The sequence below is a fragment of the Streptomyces sp. NPDC038280 genome (genome assembly GCF_055600045.1).
The window spans coordinates 372,546-396,505 of the sequence record NZ_JBVJYZ010000002.1 but is presented as its reverse complement, the minus strand read 5'-3'; the positions used below and the strand labels follow the sequence as shown (position 1 = coordinate 396,505).

Genomic DNA, 23,960 nt, shown 5'->3' with positions numbered 1-23,960 from the left:
CGGTCCTAGTCGACCTCGGCCACCGCCTGCGCGAACTGCGCCGCGTACAGCCGGGCGTAGGCGCCCTCCGCCGTGAGCAACTCCTCGTGCGTGCCCTGCTCGACGATCGAGCCGTTCTCCATCACCAGGATCACGTCCGCGTCCCGGATCGTGGAGAGCCGGTGGGCGATCACAAAGCTCGTCCGTCCGTGCGCCAGCCGGGCCATCGCCTTCTGGATGAGCACCTCGGTGCGGGTGTCGACGGAGCTGGTGGCCTCGTCGAGCACCAGGATCACCGGATCGGACAGGAACGCCCGCGCGATGGTGATCAGCTGCTTCTCGCCGGCGCTGACGCCCGAACCCTCGTCGTCGAGCACGGTGTCGTAGCCGTCGGGCAGGGTCCGGACGAACCGGTCGGCGTGCGCGGCGCGCGCCGCCTCCTCGATCTCCTCCCGGGTGACCTTCCGCGAGGCGCCGTAGGCGATGTTCTCGGCGATGGTGCCGCCGAAGAGCCAGGTGTCCTGCAGGACCATGCCGATCCCGGAGCGCAGTTCGTCCCGGGACATCGTCGACACATCGACTCCGTCGAGGGAGATCCGGCCGCCGGTCACCTCGTAGAACCGCATCAGCAGATTGACCAGCGTCGTCTTGCCCGCACCCGTCGGACCGACGATCGCGACCGTCTGCCCCGGATCCACCGCCAGCGACAGCTCCTCGATCAGCGGCTTCTCCGGCTCGTAGCGGAACGACACCTTCTCCAGCGCCACCCGGCCCCTCGGTCCGCGCGGCTCCTTCGGCGCCACCGACTCCCCATCCCGCACCGGGGCGTCCGGCTCCATCTCGTCCGCGTCGAGCAACTCGAAGATCCGCTCGGCGGAGGCGACACCGGACTGCACGAGATTGGCCATCGAGGCGACCTGCGTCAGCGGCATCGAGAACTGGCGGGAGTACTGGATGAACGCCTGGACGTCACCGATGGACAGCGAACCGGACGCCACCCGCAGCCCGCCGACCACGGCCACCAGCACATAGTTGATGTTCGAGATGAAGAACATCACCGGCTGCATGACCCCGCTGTTGAACTGCGCCTTGAAACCGGCCTCGTACAGCGCCTCGTTCTGCTCCCGGAAGTCGGCGGCCGACTCGTCCTGCCGCCCGAAGACCTTCACCAGCGCGTGGCCGGTGTACATCTCCTCCACATGGGCGTTGAGCCGCCCGGTGGACTTCCACTGCTGCACGAAGTGCGGCTGTGAGCGCTTGCCGACCTTCGTCGCCACGACCACCGACACCGGCACGGTCACCAGCGCGACCAGCGCCAGCAGCGGCGATATCCAGAACATCATCGCCAGTACGCCGACGATGGTCAGCAGGGAGTTGATGAGCTGACCCATCGACTGCTGCATCGTCTGCGAGATGTTGTCGATGTCATTGGTGGCCCGGCTCAGCACCTCGCCCCGCTTGGCCTTGTCGAAGTACGACAGCGGCAGCCGCGCCAGCTTCGCCTGGACGTCCTCGCGCATCCGGTACACGGTCCGGTTGATGACCTTGATCGACATCCGGGTCGACACCAGCATCAGCAGACCGGCCGCCACATAGATGGCCAGCGCCCACAGCAGCACCTCGCCGACCGCGGTGAAGTCGATGCCCTGTCCGGGCACGAAGTCCACGCCGGAGAGCATGTCGGCGAGCCCGTCGTCCCCCTTGGCCCGCAGCGCCGCGATCGCCCTGTCCTTCGTGACCTCCTTCGGCATGCCGCGCCCGACGACCCCGGCGAAGACCAGGTCGGTCGCCCTGCCGAGGATCTTCGGGCCGACCACCGACGCCGCCACGCTCAGCACACCCGCGCCGAGCATCAACCACAGCGCCGTCCGCTCCGGCGCCAGCTGCCGCAGCAGCCGCTTGCCGGAACCCTTGAAGTCCATCGACCGCTGGTCGGGGCCGCCACCGGCCATCATTCGTCCACCAGGACCGGCCATCAGGCAGCCTCCGCCTCGGTCAGCTGGGAGAGCACGATCTCCCGGTAGGTCTCATTGCCCGCCATCAGCTCGTGATGGCGTCCTGTGCCGACGACCCGGCCCTCGTCGAGGACCACGATCCGGTCGGCGTCACGGATGGTCGACACCCGCTGGGCGACGATCACCACGGTCGCGTCGGCGATCTCCCGCGACAGCGCGGCGCGCAGGAGGGCGTCGGTCGTGTGGTCGAGCGCCGAGAAGGAGTCGTCGAAGAGATAGATCTCCGGCCGCTGCACGAGCGTCCGCGCGATCGCGAGCCGCTGACGCTGCCCGCCGGAGACGTTGGTGCCGCCCTGCGCGATCGGCGCGTTCAGCCCGTTCTCCAGACCGCGTACGAAGTCGGCGGCCTGGGCGACCTCCAGCGCGTGCCAGAGCTCCTCGTCGCTCGCGTCCGGCTTCCCGTAGCGCAGGTTCGTCGCCACGGTCCCGGAGAAGAGGTACGGCTTCTGCGGCACCAGCCCGACGGTCCTGGCGATCAGCGCCGGGTCCAGTGTGCGGACATCGACCCCGTCCACCAGGACGTCGCCGCCGGTCGCGTCGAACAGCCTGGGCACGAGTCCGAGCAGCGTCGACTTGCCGCTGCCCGTCGATCCGATGATCGCCGTCGTCTCGCCCGGCCTGCCGATCAGATCGACCTCGCGCAGCACCGGCTCCTCGGCCCCCGGGTAGCGGAAGTCGGCGCCCCGTACCTCCAGATGACCGCGGCGGGACAGCTCCCGTACCGGCGCGGACGGCGGTACGACACTCGTCTCGGTGCTCAGCACTTCCTCGATCCGCTCGGCACACACCTCGGCCCGCGGCACCATCATGAACATGAAGGTGGCCATCATCACGGCCATCACGATCTGCATCAGATAGGCCAGGAACGCCGTCAGCGCGCCGATCTCCATCCCACCGCTGTCGATGCGGTGGGCGCCGAACCAGACGACCGCGATGCTGGAGACGTTCACGACCGTCATCACGGTGGGGAACATCAGCGCCATCAGCCGGCCCGTCGACATCGACACATCCGTCAGCTCGCCGTTGGCGTGGCCGAAGCGCTCCTTCTCGTAGCCGTCCTTCACGAACGCCCGGATGACGCGGTTGCCGGTGATCTGCTCGCGCAGCACCCGGTTCACCGTGTCGAGCCGGTCCTGCATGGTGCGGAACAGCGGCCGCATCCGCTTCACGATCAGGCTCACGGAGACACCGAGCACCGGCACCACGGCCAGCAGCACCGCCGACAGCGGCACATCCTGGCCGAGCGCCATGATCACGCCGCCGACGCACATGATCGGCGCCGACACCATCAGGGTGAACGCCATCAGCACCAGCATCTGGACCTGCTGGACGTCATTGGTCGTGCGGGTGATGAGCGAGGGCGCCCCGAAGTGGCCGACCTCGCGCGCCGAGAAGGACTGCACCCGCTCGAAGACGGCCGCCCGCACGTCGCGGCCGAGCGCCGAGGCGGTGCGGGCCCCGTAGTACACGGCCCCGATGTTGCAGACGACCTGGAGCACGGAGACCGCGACCATGATCGCGCCGAACTCCAGGATGTAACGGGTGTTCCCGTCGACGACACCGTTGTCGATGATGTCCGCGTTCAGGGTGGGCAGGTAGAGGCTGGCGCAGGTCTGCAGGAACTGCAGCGCCACCAGAAGGCTGATCGGTTTCTTGTACGGTCCAAGGTGGGTTCGGAGAAGTCGTATGAGCACGGGTTCACTATCGCGTGCGCCCGCACAACGTTACGACTCCGTTTTTCCGGATGATCAGGAAGCGAACGATCCCGGGTGCACCTGGTCCCGCGTGGCGATGTACTGCTGGCGCACCGCCTGACCGACCGCCAGCTCCTCGCCCGCCTCGAACACCTGGGCCGCCGCGCCCTGCCAGGCCGGCGGGGCCTGCGGCGACAGCGTCCCCCGGCTCACCCCGAGCGCCCACGCCGCCTGCCGTGCCGCGCCGAGCGCCGCGTAGTCGGCGGCTTGCGGAACGACGACCTGCGCGCCGAAGACACTCGGCGCCACGGCCTGCACGGCCGGCAGCTCGGCCGCCGCTCCCAGCAGGAAGACCCGGCGCACCTCGACCCCGCGCCCGCGCAGCACGTCCATCGCGTCCGCGAGCGAGCACAGCATGCCCTCGAAAGCGGCCCGCGCCAGGTGCTCCGGCTTCATCGACTCCCGGCGCAGCCCGCTGAGCGTGCCCGCGGTGTGCGGCAGGTGCGGCGTCCGCTCGCCCTCCAGATAGGGGAGCAGCACCAGACCGGACGCGCCCGGAGTGGACTTCATGGCCAGCGCGGACAGCTCCGCCAGGTCGTCGACGCCGAGCATCTCCGCGGTGCCGCGCAGCGCCCGGACGGCATTGGAGGTGTGCACGACCGGCAGGTGCATCCCGGTGGCGTCGGCGAATGAGGTGATCATCCCGCGGGGGTCGGCCAGCGCCTCGTGGTGCACGGCCATCACGGAGCCCGAGGCCCCCAGCGACACGACCGCGTCACCGACCGCCAGGCCGAGCCCGAACGCGGCGGCCATGGTCTCGCCCGTCCCCGCGGAGATCAGCAGGCCCTCGGGCGTCGTCCCGGCGGCCTCGGCGGGGCCGAGCACCTCGGGGAGCATCGCCTGGTGGCCGAGCGCCAGTTCGACGAGATCGGGCCGGTACGCACCACTGGCCGCCGACCAGTAGCCGGTGGCCGAAGCCGCGCCCCGGTCGGTGGTCCGCCGCGCGGGCCGGCCGAGCAGCTGCCACACCAGCCAGTCGTGCGGCTGCATCAGGACGGCGACGCGCCCGGCCGCCTCCGGCTCGGTACGCGCCAGCCACCGCAGCTTCGACACCGTCTGCGAGGCCTGGGGCACACAGCCGACGGCCTCGGCCCAGGCCTGCCGGCCGCCGAACGCCTCGATCAGATCGGCGGCGGCGACCTGCGCCCGCTTGTCGTTGCCGACGAGCGCCGGCCGCACAAGCGAGCCCTGGGCGTCGAGGGGGACGAGCCCGTGCTGCTGCGCACAGACACCGATGGCCTGCACGCCCTCGAGCAGACCGCCGGTCGCGGCCTCGCCGAGCGAGAGCAGCCAGGCCTGCGGGTCCACCTCGACGGCCTTGGGGTCGACGGGGTGCGGCGCATAGCCCTGCCGCAGCACCGCACCCGTATCCGTGTCACAGACGACGATGCGTGTGAACCCAGACGAACTGTCCAACCCGGCGACTATCCCCATGTCTGGAGATTCTGCCGCACGGGCGGGCATGCTCGCCCTCAGGTGTTGGTGGTTCCCCACTCGTCCTCGGTGCCGTTGCCGCGGTCCCGCAGCGCGCGCACCCGCTGGGTCACCGAGGCGGGCACCGCGTCACCGACCTTGTCGCTGACCGCGTGGAACGCCTTGCCGGCCACATCCCGGCTCGTGTGCGCCGCCGTCTCGGCGGCATTGCGGACGGCCGGGTTGTGCGAGAGCTCCCGGGCCGACTTCTTCAACTGCTCGTAGCGCTCGCGCCCGGCCCGTGTGCCGAGGACGTAACCGAGGGCCAGTCCGGCGACGAACGTGAGCTTGTACCGCATGGCTGCCACCCTTCCCTGATGTCGGTGCAGGTGCAGGCCGCCTACCCTGCGGGGCCCGTGATCACCCGGGCTGAAACCCATGGGGATACCGATTGGCGGAGCACCCCCCTGCTTGCGCTAATGTATGTGTCGCAGCGAACGCGCGCCGCCCGGGACACCGGAGATGAGTGCGTTCGAGGCAATGCAGCAATCCCCTGTAGCTCAATTGGCAGAGCAGCCGGCTGTTAACCGGCAGGTTACTGGTTCGAGTCCAGTCGGGGGAGCGCGGTCCCCTGTAGCTCAATTGGCAGAGCATTCGGCTGTTAACCGGAGGGTTGCTGGTTCGAGTCCAGCCGGGGGAGCGGAAAAAAAGAGGACCCTTCGGGGTCCTCTTTTCTATGCCCGGGAACCGCCCGGCGCGCAACGGCAGTCCTCTTGGGCGTGCGTTGCCACATCCGGAGCAGGAGATCGTATGAGCGGCTATGCTGCGGCAGACGGCGCGCACACATGTACGCGCCACGCCGTAAAGGGGCGGTAGCTCAGCCGGTTAGAGCAGCGGACTCATAATCCGTCGGCCGTGGGTTCGAGTCCCACCCGCCCCACTGCGGGTCGCGCATGCAGGAACGTTTCCACCTGCCGCGACAAGAATGCCCCCGGAGTGACGTACACCACGTACGACACGCCGGGGGCATTCGTGTGACCGTGGCGCGTCCGAAGTGACACGCCCGACGGCTCGTTACTCGACGACGAGCTCCACCTGGATGTTGCCGCGGGTGGCCTTCGAGTACGGGCAGAAGGCGTGCGTCTTCTCCAGGAGGTCGCGGCCCGCCTCGCCCTGGAGGTGGTCGGGGAACTCCGCGCGCATGACGACCGCGAGGCCGAAGCCGCCGTCGGTGTCCTTGCCGATGCTGACCTCGGCAGTGATCGAGGCGTCCTTGACGTCGATCTTCTCCTGGCGGGCGACCAGGCCCATCGCGCTGGCGAAGCAGGCCGCGTAGCCGGCGGCGAAGAGCTGCTCGGGGTTGGTGCCCTGCCCGTTGCCGCCGAGCGCCTGGGGGTGGGCCAGCGGCAGGTCGATGTGGCCGTCGGAGCTGACGGCGCGGCCCTCGCGGCCGTTGGCGGTGGCGACGGCGGTGTACAGCGCGTTCATGGGATTCCTGTCCTCTCGTCCTGCGGTGCGACCCTCTATTGGTACCGCACAATTCAGTTGTGCACAACTGAATGGCTCACGTGTGACGTAACCTGGAGGCATGGAGACGACGCTCGGCACCGTGCGGGACGAGGACTTCCTCCGTCTCGACCACCAGATCTGCTTCTCGCTGCACGCCGCGTCCCGCGCCTTCAACGGCGTGTACCGCGGCGCGCTCAGGGACCTCGGCCTCACCTATCCGCAGTACCTGGTGATGCTGGTGCTCTGGGAGCACGGCGAGCTGCCCGTCAAGAAGATCGGGGAGCATCTGCGGCTGGACTCCGGCACCCTGTCCCCGCTGCTCAAGCGGCTGGAGGCGGCCGGGTACGTCGAGCGGCGGCGCAGCGCCGAGGACGAGCGGTCCGTGAGCGTGCGGCCCACGGAGGCCGGGGTGGACCTGCGCGAGCGGGCCCTCGGGGTGCCGCGCAGGATCGCCGCCGCGACGGGTATGCCGCTGGAGGAGATCCGCGAGCTGAGGGACCGGCTCAACGCGCTGTCCGCGCGGCTCGACGCCGTCGACCTCGACATCGAGTGCCTGGCGGACGGCGACGGGACCGCATGACCGAGCGCCCCTCCACGGGTGCCGGTGTCCCTCGCGGTCGGCGCGTGGGAGTGCGGGGTGGCGGGGGCCGGCCTCTGGCGGGGAGCGTGGGCCCTTGGCCGGGAGCCGGATGGCGGGTGCGACCGGGAGCCGTTTGGCGTAGGTGGAAGCCACTCGTCGGGAGCCGGGGCCGGGAGCCGGATGGCGGGTGCGGCGCGGGTGGAGCCCGGCCGGGCGTGGGCACCGTGGCGGCGTAAATGTAAGGGACCGCTCCAGCGAACGCTCCTATACTGCGCGCATGTCCATACCCTTCAGACGCGCCGGCCGGGTCGGCCGGTGACCGCCGCCGACGCGCCCGCGCGGCGGCGGGTCCTCGCCGATCTCACGCCGCTCAGAGGCTCCCTGCACTACCGGCGGCTCTGGTTCGGGAACACCGTTTCCTGGGTCGGCCAGGGCATGACCGCGCTCGCCATTTCCCTCCAGGTCTACGCGATCACCCGGTCGCCCTTCGCCGTCGGGCTCGTCGGGCTCTTCTCGCTCGTACCGTTCGTCGTCTTCGGGCTCTACGGCGGCGTCATCGCCGACACCGTCGACCGCCGCAAGCTCGGACTCGCCAGCGCCTCCGGATCCGCCACGCTCTCCGTCGCGCTCGCGGCCGCCGCGTTCGCCGGGTTCCACCAGGTCTGGTTCCTGTACGCGATCGTCACCCTCCAGGCGGTGTGCGCCGCGCTCAACTCCCCGGCGCGCAGCTCGATGATCCCGCGCCTGCTGCCGCCCGAGCAGCTGCCCGCCGCCAACGCACTCAACTCCATGACGGTCACCTTCGGCATGCTCGTCGGCCCGACCCTCGGCGGCGTGATCGTGGGCCTCGGGGGCTATCAGATCGCCTACTCCATCGACGCCCTGGCCTTTGGCGCCGGGCTGTACGCGATGTGGCGGCTGCCCTCCATCCGGCCGGACCGGACCACCGCGAAGCGTCCCTCCGTACTGGACGGGCTGCGCTTCCTCGCCGGGCGTCCCAATCTGCGGATGACGTTCTTCTCGGACCTCTGCGCCATGATCCTGGCGCAGCCGCGTTCGCTGTTCCCGGTCGTCGCCGTCGTCTGGTACGGCGGCGACGCCCGCACCACCGGCCTCCTCGTCGCCGCCCCGGCCGCGGGCGCGCTGCTCGGTGGAGTGCTGTCCGGATGGCAGGGCCGGATCCACCGGCAGGGCCTGGCGGTCGTTCTCGCCGTCGCCGCCTGGGGCGCGGCCATCGCGGTCTTCGGTCTGACCCGGAACGTCTGGCTCGGGGTGGTCTTCCTCGCCCTCGCCGGATACTCGGACACCGTTTCCATGGTCTTCCGCAACACCATGCTCCAGGCCGCGGTCCCCGACGAGATGCAAGGGCGGCTCCAGGGCGTCTTCATCGTGGTGGTCGCGGGCGGGCCGCGCCTGGGCGAGTTCCTCGCCGGCTCGGCCGCCGACCTCACCTCCCCGACCGTCGCCCTGACCGGCGGCGGCATCCTCTGCGCCTTCACCGTCTGGCTGCTCGCCCTGCGCTTCCCGGGCTTCGTCCGCTACGACGCGCGCACCCCCACGACCTGACTGGTTTGTTGGGCTCAGTTCGCCTTTGGGGGCTTTCAGCGTTCGCCGACGGTCGATCGTGCTCGACTGCTCGTTCCTCGCAGTCGCCGCGCCGCCCCCGCCTTCGGCGGGGGGACCCCCATCCTCTCGACACCGCGCCCCCTTCGGCTCACTCGCCGGGCGTCACGATTCCGCGGACGACCCCCAGCTCCAGCAGGTCCTGAGGCCGCAGCCGGAGTTGTCCGGCGGTTGCCGGGGCCTCCTCGGGCGGGCGCTTGAGGATGGCCGCGGCCAGCTCCGGTGCGATTACCGAGAAGTAGCTGTCCGGCGTGGCCCAGGTGTTGCCGGGGGCCGCCAGTGCCAGGGCGCCGCCCGAGCCGCCCTCGCCGATCAGCAGCGTGGTCACCGGGACCCGCGCCGCCGCGACGGCCGCGAACGTCTCGGCGATCGCGGCGCCCGCGCCGGACCGCTCGGCCTCCGCGTCGTTGGCCGCTCCCGGGGTGTCGACCAGGGTCAGGACCGGGATGCCGAGCCGGTCGGCGAGCCGCAGCAGCCGGGCGGCCGTCCGGTAGCCCGCGGGGCGCGTCGCCGTCCCGCACTGGGCGGCGTACGCGACGACCTGCCCGCCCCGCAGACCGAAGCCGCAGAGCATTCCCTCGTCCGTGCCACCGCAGCGGTCGCCGCGGATGTCCCGCCGGACGTCGAAGTACGCGTCCAGATACGCCCCGGCGCGGGGCCGTCGCGCGTCCCGGGCCCGCTCCACGGCCTCCCACCCGGTGCCGGGCGGGGGAGTGTCGGCGAGCGCGGCCGGCGGGGGCGCGGGATGGGCCGCGCCGCCCGTGAGCAGCGTCAGCCACAGCCCGGCCGTCTCGCGCAGCTCCCGCGGCTCGACGATCGCGTCGATGTGGCCCGCCGCCCACTGGCCCTCCGCCGTATAAGCCGACGGGTCCGCGTCGGCGGGCCGCACCCGGGACCCGGCGAAGCCGATCTGGGCGCCGGGCAGGGCGATGACCACATCGGCGCCCGCCCCGACCGTCGCCCAGCCGCCGCCGGTCGCCGGATCGCGCAGGATTGCCACATGCGGCAGGCCCGCGTCCCGCAGCAGTACCGACTCCCGTGCCACGCGCTGGAGTTGGGTCAGTGCGATCATGCCCTCCTGCATCCGGCTGCCGCCGGTCGCGACCAGCGACACCAGCGGGAGCCGGCGTTCACGGGCCGTGCGGTAGGCGGCGACCAGCAGATCACCGGCCCGCTCGCCCAACGAGCCGCCGAGGAAGCGGAATTCGAAGGCGACGATCACGCACGGCCGGCCGCCGACGACGGCGGTGCCGTGGACCACGGACTCCTCCTCACCCGTGCGCTCCACCGCCCGGGCGTGCGAAGTGTCGTAACCCGCCCAGGCCACCGGCCCGTCCGGGGCCGCGGCCGGGGCGGTGACCCACGGCGCGTCCGTGAAGTCGTCCGTGAGCAGCGCGATCGCCTCGCGCGCGGTGAGCCTCGGCACGTCAGCCATGGAGATCCCGCTTCATGATCTTGCCCATGTCATTGCGCGGCAGGGAGTCGAGAAAACGCACCGTCCGGGGCCGCTTGTGCGGCGCCAGCTGCGCGGCGACATGGTCCGTCAGCTCCGTCACGGTCGGCGGCGCCGCCGGATCCGCCGCCACCACCCAGGCGACGATCCGCTCACCGAGATCGGGGTCCGGTTCGCCCGTCACGGCGGCCTCCCGCACGCCGGGGTGGTCGAGCAGCGCGTTCTCGATCTCACCGGCGCCGATCTTGTAGCCGCCGCTCTTGATGAGATCGGTGGCCTTGCGGCCCACGATCCGTACGTACCCGTCGGGGTCGCGGACCGCCATGTCGCCGGTCCGGAACCAGTCGCCGTCGAAGGCCGCCGCGGTGGCGTCCGGCCGGTTCAGATACTCGGTGAAGAGGTTCGGCCCCCGCACCTGGATCTCGCCCACCGTCTCCGCGTCGTACGCCTCGATCGGCGTGCCGTCCTCCTCCACCAGCCGCAGTTCGACGCCGGGCAGCGGCAGCCCCACGGACCCGGGCCGGCGCTCCCCGTCGACGCGGATGCTCGTGTTCATGAGCGTCTCCGTCATCCCGTACCGCTCGACGACCCGCCGTCCGGTCGCCGCCGTGATCCGGGCGTGGTCATGGAGGGGCAGCGCGGCCGACCCCGACACCAGCAGTCGCGCCCCGGCCATCGCCCGGGCCAACTCCTCGTCGGTGTCCAGGACTTCAGCCAGCCGGTGATACATCGTCGGTACGCCGAAGAGCATCGTTCCGCCGTTCCCGAGCTCCCGTGCCACGCCCTCGGTGGAGAACTTGCCGAGGTGCCGCACCTCCCCGCCCCGGCGCAGCGGGCCGAGGACGCCCAGGATCAGGCCGTGCACATGGAACAGGGGAAGGGCGTGCACCAGGACGTCGTCGGCCGTCCACGCCCACGCGTCCTCCAGCGCGTCCAGCGAGGCGGCGACGGCCCGCCGGGGGAGGACCGTGCCCTTCGGCGGTCCCGTCGTCCCGGAGGTGTAGACGATCAGGGCGGGATGTTCGGGTCCGGGTTCCTCGGGAAGAGTGGCCGTGGCGGTCTCGTCCGTGTCCGTGACCTGCAGGTCCAGGCGCTTCAACTCCCCGAGACCCGCGGGTAGTTCGTCCGAGGGTCCGGCCAGGACCATGGACGGGGCGCTGTCCCCGAGGATGTGCGCCAGTTCCCGCTCGCCGGTCCTGGGGTTGAGCGGCACGGCCGGCACTCCGGCCAGCAGCGCCGCGACCACCGCGACCGCCGTCTCCAGTGTCGGCGTGGCCCAGACGGCGACGCGCCCCGCCCCGTCGATCCTGGCCGCGGCCGAGCCGGCCGCCGCGGCGAGTCCGCCGTAGGTCAGAGCGCGGTCGCCGAAGCGCAGGGCGGGCCGGTCCGACCCGGGGGTCAGGGCCGGGAAGAGTGAGCTCACCCGTCGTCCTCCTCGTGTCGCGGCAGAAGGTGCCGCATGGGGCTGTTCATTCGCACGCACAAGCCCCAGCATTCTCCCCACACCTCGCGTACTCGTGCGTAACTTCGCCGAAGGGGAAGCGATGCAGGCCCTGTCCAGACGATTGATCCCGCTCCTCGCCACGCTGCTGACTCTGCTGATCCCGGCCACCGTGGCGAGCGCCGCGGCGCCGCGTGCCGCCCGCAACCCCGTGGTCCTCATCCACGGCTACAACGCCGACCCGGGCGTCTGGGGCGGTCTGCGCGACGATCTGAAGGCGGACGGCTACACGGACGCGGAACTGTTCTCCTGGAGTTACGACACCCACCAGTCGGTCAACGAGACCCTCTCCGGCCGGCTCGCCGCCTATGTGGAGGAGGTCCGCCGGCAGACCGGGGCCGCCCGCGTCGACCTCGTCGCCCACTCCTTCGGCAGCCTCGTCGGCCGCTGGTACGTGAAGCACGGCGGCGGGTCCGCGACCGTGGACCGCTGGGTCTCGCTCGCCGGCCCCAACCACGGCACCAGTACGGCGTGGGCCTGTGCCCTGTGGGACCAGGCCTGCCGGGACATGACCCCCGGCTCCTACGTCCAGAAGGGCCTCGCGGAAGGGGACGAGACCCCGGGCGCGGTCCGGTACGCCACCTGGTGGTCGAACTGCGACGAGATCGTCAACCCGGACAACAGCGTCCCCCTGAGCGGCGCCGCCAACCACGCGGCCGGCTGCCTTGACCACAACGCCCTCCTCGGTGACGACGGGGTCTCCCAGGGCGTCCGCGCCTTCCTCAGGAGCTGAGGGCCACGGCTCCCTAGGACGCGCTCGGCCGGATGTTCCGCATCCGGCCGTACGCGTACACACAGCCGGCGAGCGCCAGGTCCGACAGCAGCATGAAGCCGATCGAGTACGAGTCCTTCGCGCTGTAGATCGCCCCCATCACCAGCGGCGGCACGAACCCGCCGAGCCCGCCCACCGCGCCGACGATGCCGGTCACACTGCCCACGCGGGGCTCTGGGGTCACCTGTGACACCAGAGCGAACACGCTGCCGCTGGCGGTGCCCAGACCCGCCGCCATGCAGAGCAGCGCGAGCGTCCCCACCGGGCCCAGGTCCGGGTCGAAGGCCTGGACGATGGCGAACAGCGCGACGAAGCCCAGCGCCGCGGCGGTGACGACCGCGGGATGGAGCCGGTCCGACAGCCAGCCGCCCAGCGGCCGGAACACCACGGTCACCAGCGCGAACCCGGCGGCCTTGGTCCCCGCGTCGGTCGGCGAGAGCGCGTACCAGGTCTTCAGATACGTCGGCAGATAGACGCCGAACGCGACGATGCCGCCGAAGCCGATCGCGTACAGCGCCGACAGCTCCCAGGTGACCCGCAGCCGCCCGGCCTGCCCGAGGCGCTCTCCCAGCGAGGCGGTCGGCACCGGCCGGTCGGGCCGGTCCGTGATCAGCAGCGCGGCGAGGGCGGCGTACGCGACGAGCGCCACAGCCACCACGAAGAAGGGGAGGTCGGCGCCGTGCTTGGCGATGCGAGGCGTGAAGTACCCGGACAGGGCCACACCGCCCATGCCCATGCCGAAGACGCCGAGCGCGAATCCCCGTTTGGCGGGCGGGAACCACGAGTTCACCAGGGGAATGCCGATGGCGAAGGTCGTCCCGCCGAGACCGAGCAGAAAGCCGACCACCAGCATCAGACCGTACGACTCCCCGGCCGGAACCAGCAGCAGGACCGGCACCACCGTCAGCGCGGAGACCAGCGGGAACATCAGCTTCGCTCCGAACCGGTCGGTGAGCGCGCCCACCGGGATCCGGCCCAGCGACCCGACGATCACCGGCACGGCGACGAGCAGCGACTGCTGGAAGGAGCTCAGCCCGAGCCGGTCCTTGTAGTCGCTGCCGAGCGGCGCGATCAGGGCCCAGGCCCAGAAGGTGAGCGTGAACCCGAGGGTGGCCACGGCGAGGTTGCGGTACGCGGTGGCGGAGGGCTTCGCGGCGGTGGGGTCGGCGGCGGAGGTTTCGGCGACGGTGTCCACGGACCCAGTGAAGAACCCCGTCGCCGCCCGAGCGCGCCGGACTGGGCCGTACGGGCGGTCAGCCCGGCAGCTCCCACGACCAGGAACCCGCGGACTCCCGCCCGGCGTCCCCGCTCGCCCCGCCATCTCCCTTCTCCCCGCCGTCCTTCTCGCCGTCGTCCGACACGCGCAGGTCGGCGCGCCCCGGGGCGGCCGTGATCTCGACGTCGATCAGGGAGACGCCCGGGCGCCGGTGCGCCGCCGCCAGCGCGCCGCGCAGGGCGGCCAGCAGTCGGCCGGCGACGGGCTCACCGATCAGCGTGTCCACCGCACCGGAGAAGTGCACGGACGGCTGGAAACCCAGCAGCGCCGCCGCGCCGCCCGTCTCCCGCAGGACCCGGCCCCGGAAGGAGGCCGGCGCCTCGGCCGGCGGCTGCTGGAGCGCGAAGATGGCGGTGCGGACCTCCTGGATGGTGGAGTCGAGCTCGTCCACCGCCCGGCCCAGCAGACCGTCGTCGGCGGACGGGGCGGCCGCCCGGCGCCGGGTGGACTCCAGCATCATCTCCGTGGCGAACAGCCGCTGGACGACGAGATCGTGCAGATCGCGGGCGATCCGGTCACGATCCTCGTACACCGCCAGCTGCTCCCGGTCGTGCTGGGCGTCCGCGAGGACCAGGGCAAGCGCGGCGTGGGAGGCGAACCGCGAGGCCAACAGCCGTTCCACGGCCGTGTAGGGCGCGCCGCCTCGCCGCCGGGGCAGGGCGAGCGTGCCGATGAGCTTCCCGCCGCTCTGCAGCGGCAGCATCATGGAGGGCCCGAACCGGGACCGTACCGCCGTCGTCATCCTGGGATCGGTCGCCGAGTCGTCGATGAACACCGGTTCGCCGCCGAGGAGTTGCTCCAGTACGGGTGAACCCGGTGCGATCGTGGTGCCGACCAGGTCCCCAGGATCGTCCTTCGTCGAGGCGGCGACGATCTCCATGCCGCCCTCGGCGGTCGGCTGGAGGACGACACCGGCCGAGGCGCCGGCCAGCAACCGGGCCCACTCGGCGACGGTCATCAGCGCGTCGGCGGCCGGCTCACCGGCGAGCAGCGCCGTGGTGACCGCGGCCGCGCCCTCGATCCAGCGCTCGCGCTGCCGGGCGGTCTCGTACAGACGGGCGTTGCCGATCGCGATTCCGGCCTGGGAGGCGAGGACCCGCACCATGGCCAGGTCCTCCTCGGTGAAGGCACCGTCGCGCTTGTCGGTCAGGTACAGATTTCCGAACACCTGGCTGTGGACCCGGATCGGGACGCCCAGGAAGGACCGCATCGCGGGGTGGCCGCTCGGCACGCCCGAGGAGCGCGGGTCCGCGGTCAGGTCGTCGAGCCGCAGCGGCCGGGGGTCCTGGATCAGCGCGCCGATGAGGCCGGTGCGGCCGTCGGGGAGCCGGCCGATCCGCTGCCGCTCGGTGTCCGTCATTCCGGCGGTGAAGAGCTCGGTGATCAGGCCGCGCTCGGGGTCGAGGACCCCGAGCGCCGCGTACCTCGCCGCGGTCAGCTCGGCGGCGGTGTCGACGATGTGCTGGAGGGTGGTCCGCAGTTCGAGGTCGCTGCCGACACCGAGGACCGCCTCCAGCAGCATCGGCAGCCGGGGGGCGAGGTCGGGTCCGTCCGGGGGGCCGGCCGGCTCCATCGCCCTCACCCCCTTCTCGAACACGTCGTACGTCGGGGGCGGGGCCGGCGGGGTCACTCCGGGGTTTCGGACTTGAGCGGGGCCAGCGTCATGGGCTGGATCCGGCCCTCCAGCATCGCGCCGAGCCCCAGGACGGCGCAGACGTCGGGCCGTTCCGCGATGTGCACCTCCATGCCGGTCGCCTCGCGCAGCATCTGGTCGAGGCCGGGGAGCAGCGCGCTGCCGCCGACCATCATGATGCCGCGCTCGCCGAGGTCGGCCACGAGGTCGGGCGGGCAGTCGCGCAGGATCTTGCCGATGCCGTCGAGGACGGCCGTCAGCGGGGTGTGGATGGCGTCGCGCACGGCGGCGGTGTCGACCCGGACCGAGCGGGCGAGGCCGGTGGCGACGTCACGTCCGTGGATCTCCGTCTGCTCGGGGCCCTGGACGGTGAGGCCGTTGCCCCGCAGCGCGAGCTGGAGCGGGCGCACGGACTGGCTGGGCAGCATCAGCTCGTGCTGGTGGCGCAGGTGCTGGATGACGGCGTGGTCGATGGCGTTGCCGCCGACCGGGATCCGCTCGGCGGTGACGATCGCCCCGAGGGACAGGACCGCGACCTGGGTGGTCGCCGCGCCGCACACCATGATCATCGTCGCGGTGGGCTGTTCCACGGGCAGCCCGCAGCCGACCGCGGCCGCGATCAGGGTGTCGACCAGTTCGACCCGCCGGGCGCCGAGCCCCACCAGCGTCTCGGTGGTGGCGCGCTGGGCGAGCGGGTCGGCGTCGTGCGGGGTGCAGGCGGCGGCGCGCAGCCGGGGCTTGCGGCGCAACTGACGGCGGAGCTTCTCGCCGAGAAGGTGGCGGAGCATGCGCTGGGCCATCTCGATGTCCACGACGGTGCCGCCGGAGACGGGGCGCACGACCCGGATGTAGTCCGGCGTACGGCCGGTCATCTTCTCCGCCAGCGCGCCGACGGCGATCAGCGCACCGGTGCGGGTGTTCACGGCGGCGACACTCGGCTCGTCCACGACAAGACCGGCTCCCTTGACGAAGACCCGGGTCCTGGCGGCTCCCAGGTCCACAGCGACATGGCAGCGGCGCAACTGCTCGAGACTGACGGTCACGGCGATCCTCCCAAGAGGCGGTAGTTGTTCGCATCGTCGGGTCGCGGAGCGCCGGGCGCGCGCTGGGCTGCGCCGGTCGGGGGTGCGGAGAGCTGACGGTGCGCCAGACGGGTTGTGGTCCCCCGGGTCACAGCACGCGCTGCAGCAGCCCCCAGGTGAACTCCGCGACGCAGGACGGCCCGTCCGGCGGGGTGAACGCCAGCCGCCACCGGGTGGGCGCGCTGCCCTCCATCGGCCGGACCGGCGCGAAGGCCTTCGCCACCTCGTCCACCGTGCACGACCAGGGCCGCAGATCCGCCGTTCCGCGCAGCTCGGGGCCGGGCACGCCCGGGGCCCTGACCAGCCATTCGTTCCATACGGCACCGCCCGGGGCGACCAGAACCTCGAAACGCAGATCCGGCCACAGCGGTACGGGCCACAGGAGCGCGTCGCACTCCAGGTCGCCGATCCGGCGGTGGGCGCGGGACTCGGGGTCGCCCAGGACCGAGCGGTACCGGCGGAGCGCCCCTCGGCCGCGCGGCGCACGCACCATGGCCTGCCAGCGGCGATTCGCCTCGCGCATGTCGGCGAGCGAGACGCCCAGTTCGTGCCGTGCGTCCTCGACGAGCCCCGCTTGGTGGTCGGCCATCCGGCGCAACAGGACCAGTTGGAAGTCGAGCGGTCCGAAAGGGGCCGGTTTCGGCGCGGCTGTGTTCATACGGCCATCCTGCCCGGCGCCCTGTCATCGAGTGGGCGCGCCGTGACGGAACGGAGTCCACACAGGATCCACACAGTCCCGGGTATCTCTGTTGTCCCGTGCCCGCATAACCTGCGGGCGCCATGGATTACTGCCTCCAGTGCCGACGGCATCTCAACGGAGCCCTGGCCTGTGCCGGGTGCGGTACCCCCGTAGAGGAGCTCCGGTACCACAGCCCCCTCGCGCCCGAGGCCGGCGCGGCGCCGTCAGGCCCGCCACCGGCCGAGGTCTTCGAGCTGGATCCGGTCGAGCGGCCGTCCGCCGGTCACCGCCGGCCCGTGTCGCGCGCCGACGCGCGCCGCGCCCGCGGCCCGGTGCGCGCCCGCCGTGCCCGGCGCAGACGCGGCCGCAAGGTACTCATCGGTACGGTCGGGCTGCTGATGGCGGCCGGTGCGCTGAGCCTGGCCGAGCTGGCCTTGGAGCATCCCGGCGAGGGCGGTCCCGCGACCGCCGTACGGCAGGAGGACGTCGTCGAGACGGAGCCCCTGCCGGAGCCGTCGGGCGACACGGACCTCCCCGAGGGTCCGAGCCCGGTGGACGAACCCGCCGCGGCGACCTCGTCGGCCGCCCGTCCCACGGCGACCGGCACGGCCCGCGCCGGCGCTACGGCCGAGGGTACGGGCGACCCGGGCACTGCCCCCGGCGCCGGAGACGGCAGACCCGGCGGGGACGGCCCGCCCGCCCCCGGCGGTGAGGCCTCCGGGCCGGCGGCCTCCGAGCCCGCCCCGGGCCCCAGCAGCTCGCGCCCCCCGGCCGGGAACCCCTCGTCCACGCCGCCGGGGAACCCGCCGCCGAACCAGCCCCCGCCGAGCCAGACCGCGGGCAACCCGCCGCCGCCGAACCCGCAGCCGAGCCCGACGCAGACGTGCAGCTGGTTCCTCTGGTGGTGCGTCTAGGCCTTCCTGGCCGGCGCACGCGGTCCGTCCCGGCGCCGAGGGGCTCCCCGCGCTTCGCGCCGCCCGCCACAGGTCCCGGAGCGTGTCTTTTGGATCTTGCCGGGCTAGCCCTCGCCCAGCATCCGCTTCAGCAGATCCCGCAGGACCGTCCGCTCGTCCTCCGAGAGCTGCGCGAGCGGCTCGCGGGCGAAGCCCAGTGATTCCCGCAGCTCCCGTGCGGTCCGGCGGCCCTCGTCGGTGGCCGCGGCGAGCTTCACCCGCCGGTCGGCGGGGTCCGGGCGGCGTTCGACCAGGCCACGGGTCTCCAGGCGGTCGACGATTCCCGTCACGTTCGACGGCTCGCACTTCAGCTTCTGGGCGATCCTGCGCATGGGGACCGGCTCCAGGGACAGAAGCCCGAGGACCCGCGCCTGCGCGCCGGTCAGGGCGTGCTGGGCGGCCGCCTGCTCGTACTCCTCGTAGTAGCGGGCCACGACTGCGCCGATGAGCTCGACGACCTCGAGGGTCAGGGGATCCGTACGTGTGCTGGCCATGGGTAGAGGATACCCAGATACTTGACAACATGAAATATCCAGGAGCATGGTTGTTTCAGGTAGTGAAGCTTTTTTAGGAGGCCCCGCACATGTCCGCACTTCCCGCGTCCAGCCGTGAATGGCACCTCGTCGCCCGCCCGCACGGCTGGCCCACGCCGGAGGACTTCGCCCTTCGCGAGGCGCCGGTGACCGCGCCCGCCGAGGGCCGGATCCTTGTTCGCAACCTGCACTTCTCGGTCGATCCGTACATGCGCGGCCGGATGAACGACGTGAAGTCGTACATTCCGCCCTTCAAGCTCGACCACCCCATGGACGGCGGAGCCGTCGGCGAGGTCGTCGCCTCCAACGCCGAGGGCTTCGCGGTCGGCGACCACGTCCTGCACGGCCTCGGCTGGCGCGAGTACGCGGACGTCCCGGCGCAGCACGCCACCAAGGTCGACCCCGACCTGGCGCCGCTCTCCGCCTACCTCGGCGTCCTCGGCATGACCGGTCTGACCGCCTACGCGGGCCTCTTCGAGGTCGCCTCCTTCAAGGAGGGCGACGCGGTCTTCGTCTCCGGCGCGGCCGGCGCCGTCGGCAGCCAGGTCGGCCAGATGGCCAAGCTCAAGGGCGCGTCCCGGGTGATCGGCTCGGCCGGCTCCGACGAGAAGGTCAAGCTCCTCGTCGAGGAGTACGGCTTCGACGCCGCCTTCAACTACAAGAACGGCCCGGTGCGCGACCAGCTCCGCGAGGCCGCCCCCGACGGCATCGACGTCTACTTCGACAACGTCGGCGGCGACCACCTGGAAGCCGCGATCTCCTCGCTCAACGTGCACGGCCGCGCCACCATCTGCGGCATGATCGCGCAGTACAACGACACCGAGCCGGTCCCGGGCCCGCGCAACATGGCCATGATCATCGGCAAGCGGCTGCGCCTCCAGGGCGTGCTCGTCGGCGACCACGCCGCCCTCCAGTCGCAGTTCGTCCAGGAGGTCGGCGGCTGGCTGCGCTCGGGCGAGCTGAAGTACCGCGAGACCTTCGTCGAGGGCATCGAGAACGGCGCCGAGGCCTTCCTCGGACTCCTCCGTGGCGACAACACCGGGAAGATGATCGTTTCGGCGACCAGCTAGTCTCGTTCCCAGCCGTCGCGATCGTGGGCGCGAGTCGCGGCGAACCACAGGAGGAAATCCCAGATGTCCATCCAGCACACCGACGTCCTGTACACCGCTGTCGCCACCGCGGAGAACGGCCGTGACGGCCGGGTCGCCACGGACGACGGCCAGCTCGACGTCGTCGTGAACCCGCCGAAGGCCATGGGTGGCTCGGGCGCGGGCACCAACCCGGAGCAGCTGTTCGCCGCCGGCTACAGCGCCTGCTTCCAGGGCGCGCTCGGTGTGGTCGCCCGCAACGAGAAGGCCGACATCTCCGGCTCGACGGTCACCGCCGAGGTCGGCATCGGCAAGAACGACGACGGCTTCGGCCTCATCGTCAAGATCTCCGCGACCATCCCGAACGTGGACGTGGAGACCGCCAAGAGCCTCCTCGAGAAGGCCCACCAGGTCTGCCCGTACTCCAAGGCGACCCGCGGCAACATCACCGTCGAACTGGCCGTCTGAGCCGGTCCGCCGAAAAGCGCCGAAGGGCCGCACCCCGACCGACCGGGGTGCGGCCCTTCGGCGTTCCCACCGTCTAGCGGTCGTGTCCGGAAAGTCTTGCCTGGCGTGCGACGCCCTGCACGCACCGGACGCCGTGCGCCCCGCCTTCGGGCGGACGGCCATACCTTCCGGACACTCCTAGCGGGCCAGCAGCGCCCGGCCCACCTGGGCGAACACGCCCTTCGGGTGGTCCCGGAACAGCGGCTCCGTACCGAAGAGCACCACCGGGACGCCCTTCGCCCGGCCGCTGATCACGGACGCCTTGCCGGCCGCGTCACGGGGACCGCCCTTCCCCTCGGCGTCCGCCCGCCAGTGCCCCGAGACGAGCGGGCTGCCCGAGCCGTACGACTGGTCGGCGCGCACACCGGCACCCAGACCCGTGAACCAGAGCGGCGAGTAGACGAACGTGTGCGCCGGAGCGCCACCCGTGACGAGGCCGCCCGCGTTCCGGACCCGTACGACACCGTTCGCGTCGCCGTTGCCCGCGACCGCCGTCGCCTTCAGCAGCCCGGCGGCCTCGTTGAACGCGGCGCCGGCCGCGCCGAGCCCCACGACACCGACCCCGCTCGCCCCGAACGCCTGCCGCGCGGCGGGCGTCAACTCCGCGTGGTCCAGGCCCTGCGACACGTACAGCACATCGGCCCGCGACCAGTCGAAGCCCGCGTTGAGGATCTCCGTCGACACCGGTACGACCTCGAACCCCATCTCCCGCAGCGCGAACAGCTCACCGGCCGTCACCGCCGCCGCGACCCTGGTCCGCCTCAGCGGTGTCACGCCGCGCTCCTTCGTGGCCGTGAAGGCCACTCCGAGCCGGTCGGCCAGAACCCGCGCCGCGCCGCGCGCCGACGCCGGCACGATCGCCGCCCCGTCCGCCGTGGCGCGCACCAACACACCCTGTGCGAGCAGGGAGTTGACGGCTGCCAGTTCCTTCGGGTCGTCGAGCCGCAGCCGCAGATCGCCACGCGGCGCCACGTACCCGGTCGGCGCGGCCGCCCGTACCCGCGGGCCCGTCACCTTCAGCTCACCGCGCGCCACCTTCTCGACGCTCGCGCCCCACAGCAGCCCGAGGGACCACCCGGAGATGTCGTACATCGTGGAGACGTCCGCGCTGATGTCCCGGCCCTCGGCCAGGATCACATTGGCCAGACCGCGCTTCGGCTGGCGCATGTCGACGACGTACGACCCGGCGGAGTAGGAACGCCCGCCCAGCGTGAAGCCCCTGGCCGCCCGGACCACCCGCACGTCGTTGGTGACCAGATGGTCCACGAGCCGGGCCGCCGCCGTCGCCGAACGCTGCGCGCGCCCGGCCGGAATCACGTACGCGCGCGGGAACGAGGTCGTGTACACATCCTCCGGACCGATCCCGGGCACGCCCGGAACGGTCTTCTCGGACACCGGCCGCTGGGCCTCGCCCGCCGCGGCCCGCCGGAACGTCTCGATCTGGTCGGCGACCACCGAGGCGCGGTGCGCGTACGTGTAGTCGAGGGCGGCCGTCATCGCCGCGCCCGCGATGGCCGTGTTGATGACGGCCCTGCGGCGCAGCTCGGCGACGGGCAGGGTGTCGTACTCCTCGTTGTTCACCGTCATCGGGAACTCGACGGTGTGCGCGGCCACCGCGCCCTGGAACGGCATGTACTGGGGCGTGAAGATCGGCGGCCAGTCGTCCCAGCCCTCCTTCTGGTCGCGGAACGGGATGATCGCCGGTTCGACGCCGTCCTTCGCGGGCGTGTAGCCGAGGCCGTTGACGGCCTTCTCCATGCCCAGCGCGTTCGCGTAGGAGTTCTTCAGGAAGAGGTCGTACTCGTAGTTCTCGCCGTGCGGCGGGGTCGTCGGCTCGATCAGGGTGCCGTTGACGTACCCGTGCAGATCCAGCATCACGGCGGGCTGCTTGTCGATGGCGATCCGCCGGATCGCGCGCGCCTCGGGCTGGGAGCCGGTGATGAAGTCCCGGTTGAGGTCGAAGCCGTTGCCGTTGGCGCGGGTGCCGGCGATGCGGCCGTCCGGGTTGGCCGTCACATTGAGATGGATCCGGGTGCGGCCCAGCAGGTCGGCCGTCCTGCGGTCCTTCGCCTTCGCCAGCCGCTCGATGAGCTTGAGGGCGGCGTCGGTGCCCTCCCACTCATTGCCGTGGATGTTGTTGTTGAAGAACACGGGTGTCTTGTACGCGGCCTTCACGCGCCGGTCCTTGGCAGCGGCCGCGGGCGCGTTCTCGATGAGCTCCCGCATCCGCTCCTGCTCACGCGCGGCGGCGGCGCTCTCCGGCGCGGTGACCGTGACCAGATACAGCTCGTGCCCGGCGGCCGAGTGCCCGGCGACCTCGACGCTGACCCGGTTGCCCAGCCGCTGCAGGGCGTTCAGCCGTGGGGCGAGCGAGTGGTACGGCGCGAGGCCCAGCTTGATGGACTTGTCGGCGGGGTTCACGGGCGGGGCGGTGAGAACCGTCCTGCGCGGATAGCCGGTGTCCTTGCGCAGGGTGGGCTCGGGACGTTCGGCCGCCCTGAGCGCGGAGGCGGACGGCGTCACCGGCGCGGCGGCGGTGTCGCGGCCGCCTCCTTCGCGTACGGGGTGCGGGGTGTCGCGGCCCGGTGCCGCCGTCGCGGGCAGCGGGGCGAGCAGCAGCGCGCCCACGACAGCGGTACAGGCTGTGGTGATCAGAACTGGTCTCTGTAACGCCATGTGTGCACAACCTCCGCATGTAAGTGATCAGTACGGAGGGGTCTACCGTGTCGACTCCGGAACAACAAGAGGGCCATAGGATGAGTCGCATGCGTGATCTTGGGGTGGGCTTCGGCTATCTGATGAAGGGCCAGCGGTGGGTCGCCGGGCACGGTCGGTGGTTCGGCTTCGGGCTGCTGCCCGGCCTGATCACCCTGGTGCTGTACGCGGGCGCGCTGATCGGCCTCGGCTACGGCGCCGACGACCTGACGGCCTGGGCGACGCCGTTCGCCGACGACTGGTCCTCGCCCTGGCAGGGGTTCTTCCGGGGGTTTCTCACCGGGCTGGTCTTCGTCTTCGGCCTCTTCCTCGCGGTCATCACCTTCACCGCGGTGACCCTGCTGGTCGGGCAGCCCTTCTACGAGTCGCTCTCCGAGGCGGTCGACCGCAGCGAGGGCGGCGAGGTCCCCGAGTCGGGGCTGCCGCTCTGGCGGGAACTCTGGATCTCCGCGCGGGACAGCCTGCGGGTGGTCCTGATAGTCGCCCTCTACGGGATCGTGCTCTTCGGCCTCGGCTTCATCCCGGTCCTCGGCCAGACCGTCGTCCCGGCGCTCGGTTTCTGCGTCTCCGGGTTCTTCCTCGCCGAGGAGCTGACGGCGGTGGCGCTCCAGCGGCGCGGCATCGAACTGAAGGAACGCCTCGGACTGTTGCGCGGGCGCCGGACGCTCACCCTCGGCTTCGGGGTCCCGCTGGCCCTCGCCTTCCTGGTGCCGTTCGTCGCGGTCTTCCTGATGCCGGGTGCCGTGGCGGGCGCGACGCTCCTGGCCAGGGACCTGGTGGCGCCGCCGGAGCCGGCGCCGCCGCAGGCTCCGTACACCCTCGACAAGCACGAGCCGGACCGGGCCTAGGTCGTGTCCGGAAAGTCTTGCCTGGCGTGCGACGCCCTGCACGCACG

20 protein-coding genes and 3 tRNA genes are annotated in these 23,960 nt (G+C 71.8%); 10 read left to right on the top strand and 13 right to left on the bottom strand.

What is annotated here, in order from left to right; translation table 11 throughout:
* Positions 1–5: 5 nt before the first annotated feature.
* The 4 genes from ACZ7J0_RS06915 to ACZ7J0_RS06900 are packed head-to-tail and all read right to left on the bottom strand — an operon-like array spanning position 6 to position 5,520.
* Positions 6–1,955 (bottom strand): ABC transporter ATP-binding protein, encoded by a 1,950-nt coding sequence (locus ACZ7J0_RS06915; protein ID WP_470884715.1) that lies wholly within the window; start codon positions 1,953–1,955, stop codon positions 6–8.
* Complete coding sequence (locus tag ACZ7J0_RS06910) at positions 1,955–3,688, bottom strand: ABC transporter ATP-binding protein (protein ID WP_470884713.1); 1,734 nt, start codon at positions 3,686–3,688, stop codon at positions 1,955–1,957. The genes ACZ7J0_RS06915 and ACZ7J0_RS06910 overlap by 1 nt, the downstream gene beginning before the upstream one ends.
* Positions 3,689–3,742: 54 nt before the next feature.
* Positions 3,743–5,182 (bottom strand): FGGY family carbohydrate kinase, encoded by a 1,440-nt coding sequence (locus ACZ7J0_RS06905; protein WP_470884711.1) that lies wholly within the window; start codon positions 5,180–5,182, stop codon positions 3,743–3,745.
* Between the two features lie 38 nt (positions 5,183–5,220).
* Entirely contained in the window at positions 5,221–5,520 is a 300-nt protein-coding gene (locus ACZ7J0_RS06900; protein WP_469118409.1) for a YtxH domain-containing protein, read from the bottom strand.
* A 190-nt stretch (positions 5,521–5,710) separates the two neighbouring features.
* Here ACZ7J0_RS06900 and ACZ7J0_RS06895 point away from each other — a divergent pair.
* From ACZ7J0_RS06895 to ACZ7J0_RS06885, 3 genes are all read left to right on the top strand, one after another.
* Positions 5,711–5,783 (top strand) — tRNA-Asn (locus tag ACZ7J0_RS06895).
* 5 nt (positions 5,784–5,788) lie between these two features.
* Positions 5,789–5,861: transfer RNA gene (locus ACZ7J0_RS06890), tRNA-Asn, on the top strand.
* A 166-nt stretch (positions 5,862–6,027) separates the two neighbouring features.
* A tRNA-Ile gene (locus ACZ7J0_RS06885) sits at positions 6,028–6,101 on the top strand.
* A 134-nt stretch (positions 6,102–6,235) separates the two neighbouring features.
* Here ACZ7J0_RS06885 and ACZ7J0_RS06880 read toward each other — a convergent pair.
* Positions 6,236–6,649, bottom strand: a complete 414-nt coding sequence (locus ACZ7J0_RS06880; RefSeq protein ID WP_468705609.1) for an organic hydroperoxide resistance protein — start codon at positions 6,647–6,649, stop codon at positions 6,236–6,238.
* Positions 6,650–6,749: 100 nt separating this feature from the next.
* Here ACZ7J0_RS06880 and ACZ7J0_RS06875 point away from each other — a divergent pair, with 100 nt between their 5' ends.
* Entirely contained in the window at positions 6,750–7,250 is a 501-nt protein-coding gene (locus ACZ7J0_RS06875; protein ID WP_470884709.1) for a MarR family winged helix-turn-helix transcriptional regulator, read from the top strand.
* 315 nt (positions 7,251–7,565) lie between these two features.
* Entirely contained in the window at positions 7,566–8,816 is a 1,251-nt protein-coding gene (locus ACZ7J0_RS06870) for an MFS transporter (RefSeq protein ID WP_470884708.1), read from the top strand.
* 148 nt (positions 8,817–8,964) lie between these two features.
* On the opposite strand, the gene ACZ7J0_RS06865 is transcribed toward ACZ7J0_RS06870, so the two are convergent.
* Together ACZ7J0_RS06865 and ACZ7J0_RS06860 are read right to left on the bottom strand one after the other, a co-directional pair.
* Positions 8,965–10,308 (bottom strand): carboxyl transferase domain-containing protein, encoded by a 1,344-nt coding sequence (locus ACZ7J0_RS06865; RefSeq protein WP_470884706.1) that lies wholly within the window; start codon positions 10,306–10,308, stop codon positions 8,965–8,967.
* Positions 10,301–11,749, bottom strand: coding sequence for an acyl-CoA synthetase (locus ACZ7J0_RS06860; RefSeq protein WP_470884704.1), 1,449 nt, complete (start codon positions 11,747–11,749; stop codon positions 10,301–10,303). Before ACZ7J0_RS06860 ends, ACZ7J0_RS06865 begins: the two co-directional genes overlap by 8 nt.
* Before the next feature lie 121 nt (positions 11,750–11,870).
* Here ACZ7J0_RS06860 and ACZ7J0_RS06855 point away from each other — a divergent pair, with 121 nt between their 5' ends.
* Positions 11,871–12,560 (top strand): esterase/lipase family protein, encoded by a 690-nt coding sequence (locus ACZ7J0_RS06855; RefSeq protein WP_470884702.1) that lies wholly within the window; start codon positions 11,871–11,873, stop codon positions 12,558–12,560.
* A gap of 13 nt (positions 12,561–12,573) precedes the next feature.
* Here the strand turns inward: ACZ7J0_RS06855 and ACZ7J0_RS06850 are convergent, their stop codons facing one another.
* The 4 genes from ACZ7J0_RS06850 to ACZ7J0_RS06835 all read right to left on the bottom strand — a co-directional run bounded on the left by ACZ7J0_RS06850 (position 12,574) and on the right by ACZ7J0_RS06835 (position 17,248).
* The gene (locus ACZ7J0_RS06850) at positions 12,574–13,794 is read right to left on the bottom strand and encodes an MFS transporter (protein WP_470884700.1); all 1,221 of its coding nucleotides are present in this window, start codon (positions 13,792–13,794) and stop codon (positions 12,574–12,576) included.
* A gap of 58 nt (positions 13,795–13,852) precedes the next feature.
* Complete coding sequence (locus tag ACZ7J0_RS06845; protein ID WP_470884698.1) at positions 13,853–15,448, bottom strand: GAF domain-containing protein; 1,596 nt, start codon at positions 15,446–15,448, stop codon at positions 13,853–13,855.
* A 53-nt stretch (positions 15,449–15,501) separates the two neighbouring features.
* Positions 15,502–16,551: a rod shape-determining protein gene (locus tag ACZ7J0_RS06840; RefSeq protein ID WP_470884696.1), complete on the bottom strand. Its 1,050-nt coding sequence runs from the start codon at positions 16,549–16,551 to the stop codon at positions 15,502–15,504.
* Positions 16,552–16,678: 127 nt separating this feature from the next.
* Complete coding sequence (locus tag ACZ7J0_RS06835; protein WP_470884694.1) at positions 16,679–17,248, bottom strand: hypothetical protein; 570 nt, start codon at positions 17,246–17,248, stop codon at positions 16,679–16,681.
* Positions 17,249–17,370: 122 nt separating this feature from the next.
* Here ACZ7J0_RS06835 and ACZ7J0_RS06830 point away from each other — a divergent pair, with 122 nt between their 5' ends.
* Positions 17,371–18,183: an SCO2400 family protein gene (locus tag ACZ7J0_RS06830; RefSeq protein WP_470884692.1), complete on the top strand. Its 813-nt coding sequence runs from the start codon at positions 17,371–17,373 to the stop codon at positions 18,181–18,183.
* Between the two features lie 104 nt (positions 18,184–18,287).
* Here the strand turns inward: ACZ7J0_RS06830 and ACZ7J0_RS06825 are convergent, their stop codons facing one another.
* Positions 18,288–18,716 (bottom strand): MarR family winged helix-turn-helix transcriptional regulator, encoded by a 429-nt coding sequence (locus ACZ7J0_RS06825; protein ID WP_470884690.1) that lies wholly within the window; start codon positions 18,714–18,716, stop codon positions 18,288–18,290.
* A gap of 89 nt (positions 18,717–18,805) precedes the next feature.
* Between ACZ7J0_RS06825 and ACZ7J0_RS06820 the strand changes: the two genes are divergently transcribed.
* Both ACZ7J0_RS06820 and ACZ7J0_RS06815 read left to right on the top strand, forming a co-directional pair.
* Positions 18,806–19,825, top strand: a complete 1,020-nt coding sequence (locus tag ACZ7J0_RS06820) for an NADP-dependent oxidoreductase (protein ID WP_470884688.1) — start codon at positions 18,806–18,808, stop codon at positions 19,823–19,825.
* A 63-nt stretch (positions 19,826–19,888) separates the two neighbouring features.
* Complete coding sequence (locus tag ACZ7J0_RS06815; RefSeq protein ID WP_468705584.1) at positions 19,889–20,311, top strand: organic hydroperoxide resistance protein; 423 nt, start codon at positions 19,889–19,891, stop codon at positions 20,309–20,311.
* Positions 20,312–20,488: 177 nt separating this feature from the next.
* Here the strand turns inward: ACZ7J0_RS06815 and ACZ7J0_RS06810 are convergent, their stop codons facing one another.
* Entirely contained in the window at positions 20,489–23,026 is a 2,538-nt protein-coding gene (locus tag ACZ7J0_RS06810; protein ID WP_470884686.1) for a M14 family zinc carboxypeptidase, read from the bottom strand.
* Between the two features lie 89 nt (positions 23,027–23,115).
* On the opposite strand from ACZ7J0_RS06810, the gene ACZ7J0_RS06805 reads away from it, so the two are divergent.
* Positions 23,116–23,913, top strand: coding sequence for an EI24 domain-containing protein (locus tag ACZ7J0_RS06805; protein ID WP_470884685.1), 798 nt, complete (start codon positions 23,116–23,118; stop codon positions 23,911–23,913).
* The last annotated feature ends 47 nt before the right edge of the window (positions 23,914–23,960 follow it).

What these genes read in the sequence shown, in the direction of transcription:
- ACZ7J0_RS06855 (WP_470884702.1), top strand. Translation starts at nt 11,871, where the DNA reads ATGCAGGCCCTGTCCAGACGATTGATCCCGCTCCTCGCCACGCTGCTG.
- ACZ7J0_RS06820 (WP_470884688.1), top strand. Translation starts at nt 18,806, where the DNA reads ATGTCCGCACTTCCCGCGTCCAGCCGTGAATGGCACCTCGTCGCCCGC.
- ACZ7J0_RS06880 (WP_468705609.1), bottom strand. Translation starts at nt 6,649, where the DNA reads ATGAACGCGCTGTACACCGCCGTCGCCACCGCCAACGGCCGCGAGGGC.
- ACZ7J0_RS06815 (WP_468705584.1), top strand. Translation starts at nt 19,889, where the DNA reads ATGTCCATCCAGCACACCGACGTCCTGTACACCGCTGTCGCCACCGCG.
- ACZ7J0_RS06900 (WP_469118409.1), bottom strand. Translation starts at nt 5,520, where the DNA reads ATGCGGTACAAGCTCACGTTCGTCGCCGGACTGGCCCTCGGTTACGTC.
- ACZ7J0_RS06835 (WP_470884694.1), bottom strand. Translation starts at nt 17,248, where the DNA reads ATGAACACAGCCGCGCCGAAACCGGCCCCTTTCGGACCGCTCGACTTC.
- ACZ7J0_RS06810 (WP_470884686.1), bottom strand. Translation starts at nt 23,026, where the DNA reads ATGGCGTTACAGAGACCAGTTCTGATCACCACAGCCTGTACCGCTGTC.
- ACZ7J0_RS06905 (WP_470884711.1), bottom strand. Translation starts at nt 5,182, where the DNA reads ATGGGGATAGTCGCCGGGTTGGACAGTTCGTCTGGGTTCACACGCATC.
- ACZ7J0_RS06830 (WP_470884692.1), top strand. Translation starts at nt 17,371, where the DNA reads ATGGATTACTGCCTCCAGTGCCGACGGCATCTCAACGGAGCCCTGGCC.
- ACZ7J0_RS06875 (WP_470884709.1), top strand. Translation starts at nt 6,750, where the DNA reads ATGGAGACGACGCTCGGCACCGTGCGGGACGAGGACTTCCTCCGTCTC.
- ACZ7J0_RS06805 (WP_470884685.1), top strand. Translation starts at nt 23,116, where the DNA reads ATGCGTGATCTTGGGGTGGGCTTCGGCTATCTGATGAAGGGCCAGCGG.
- ACZ7J0_RS06845 (WP_470884698.1), bottom strand. Translation starts at nt 15,448, where the DNA reads ATGGAGCCGGCCGGCCCCCCGGACGGACCCGACCTCGCCCCCCGGCTG.
- ACZ7J0_RS06825 (WP_470884690.1), bottom strand. Translation starts at nt 18,716, where the DNA reads ATGGCCAGCACACGTACGGATCCCCTGACCCTCGAGGTCGTCGAGCTC.
- ACZ7J0_RS06915 (WP_470884715.1), bottom strand. Translation starts at nt 1,955, where the DNA reads ATGGCCGGTCCTGGTGGACGAATGATGGCCGGTGGCGGCCCCGACCAG.
- ACZ7J0_RS06865 (WP_470884706.1), bottom strand. Translation starts at nt 10,308, where the DNA reads ATGGCTGACGTGCCGAGGCTCACCGCGCGCGAGGCGATCGCGCTGCTC.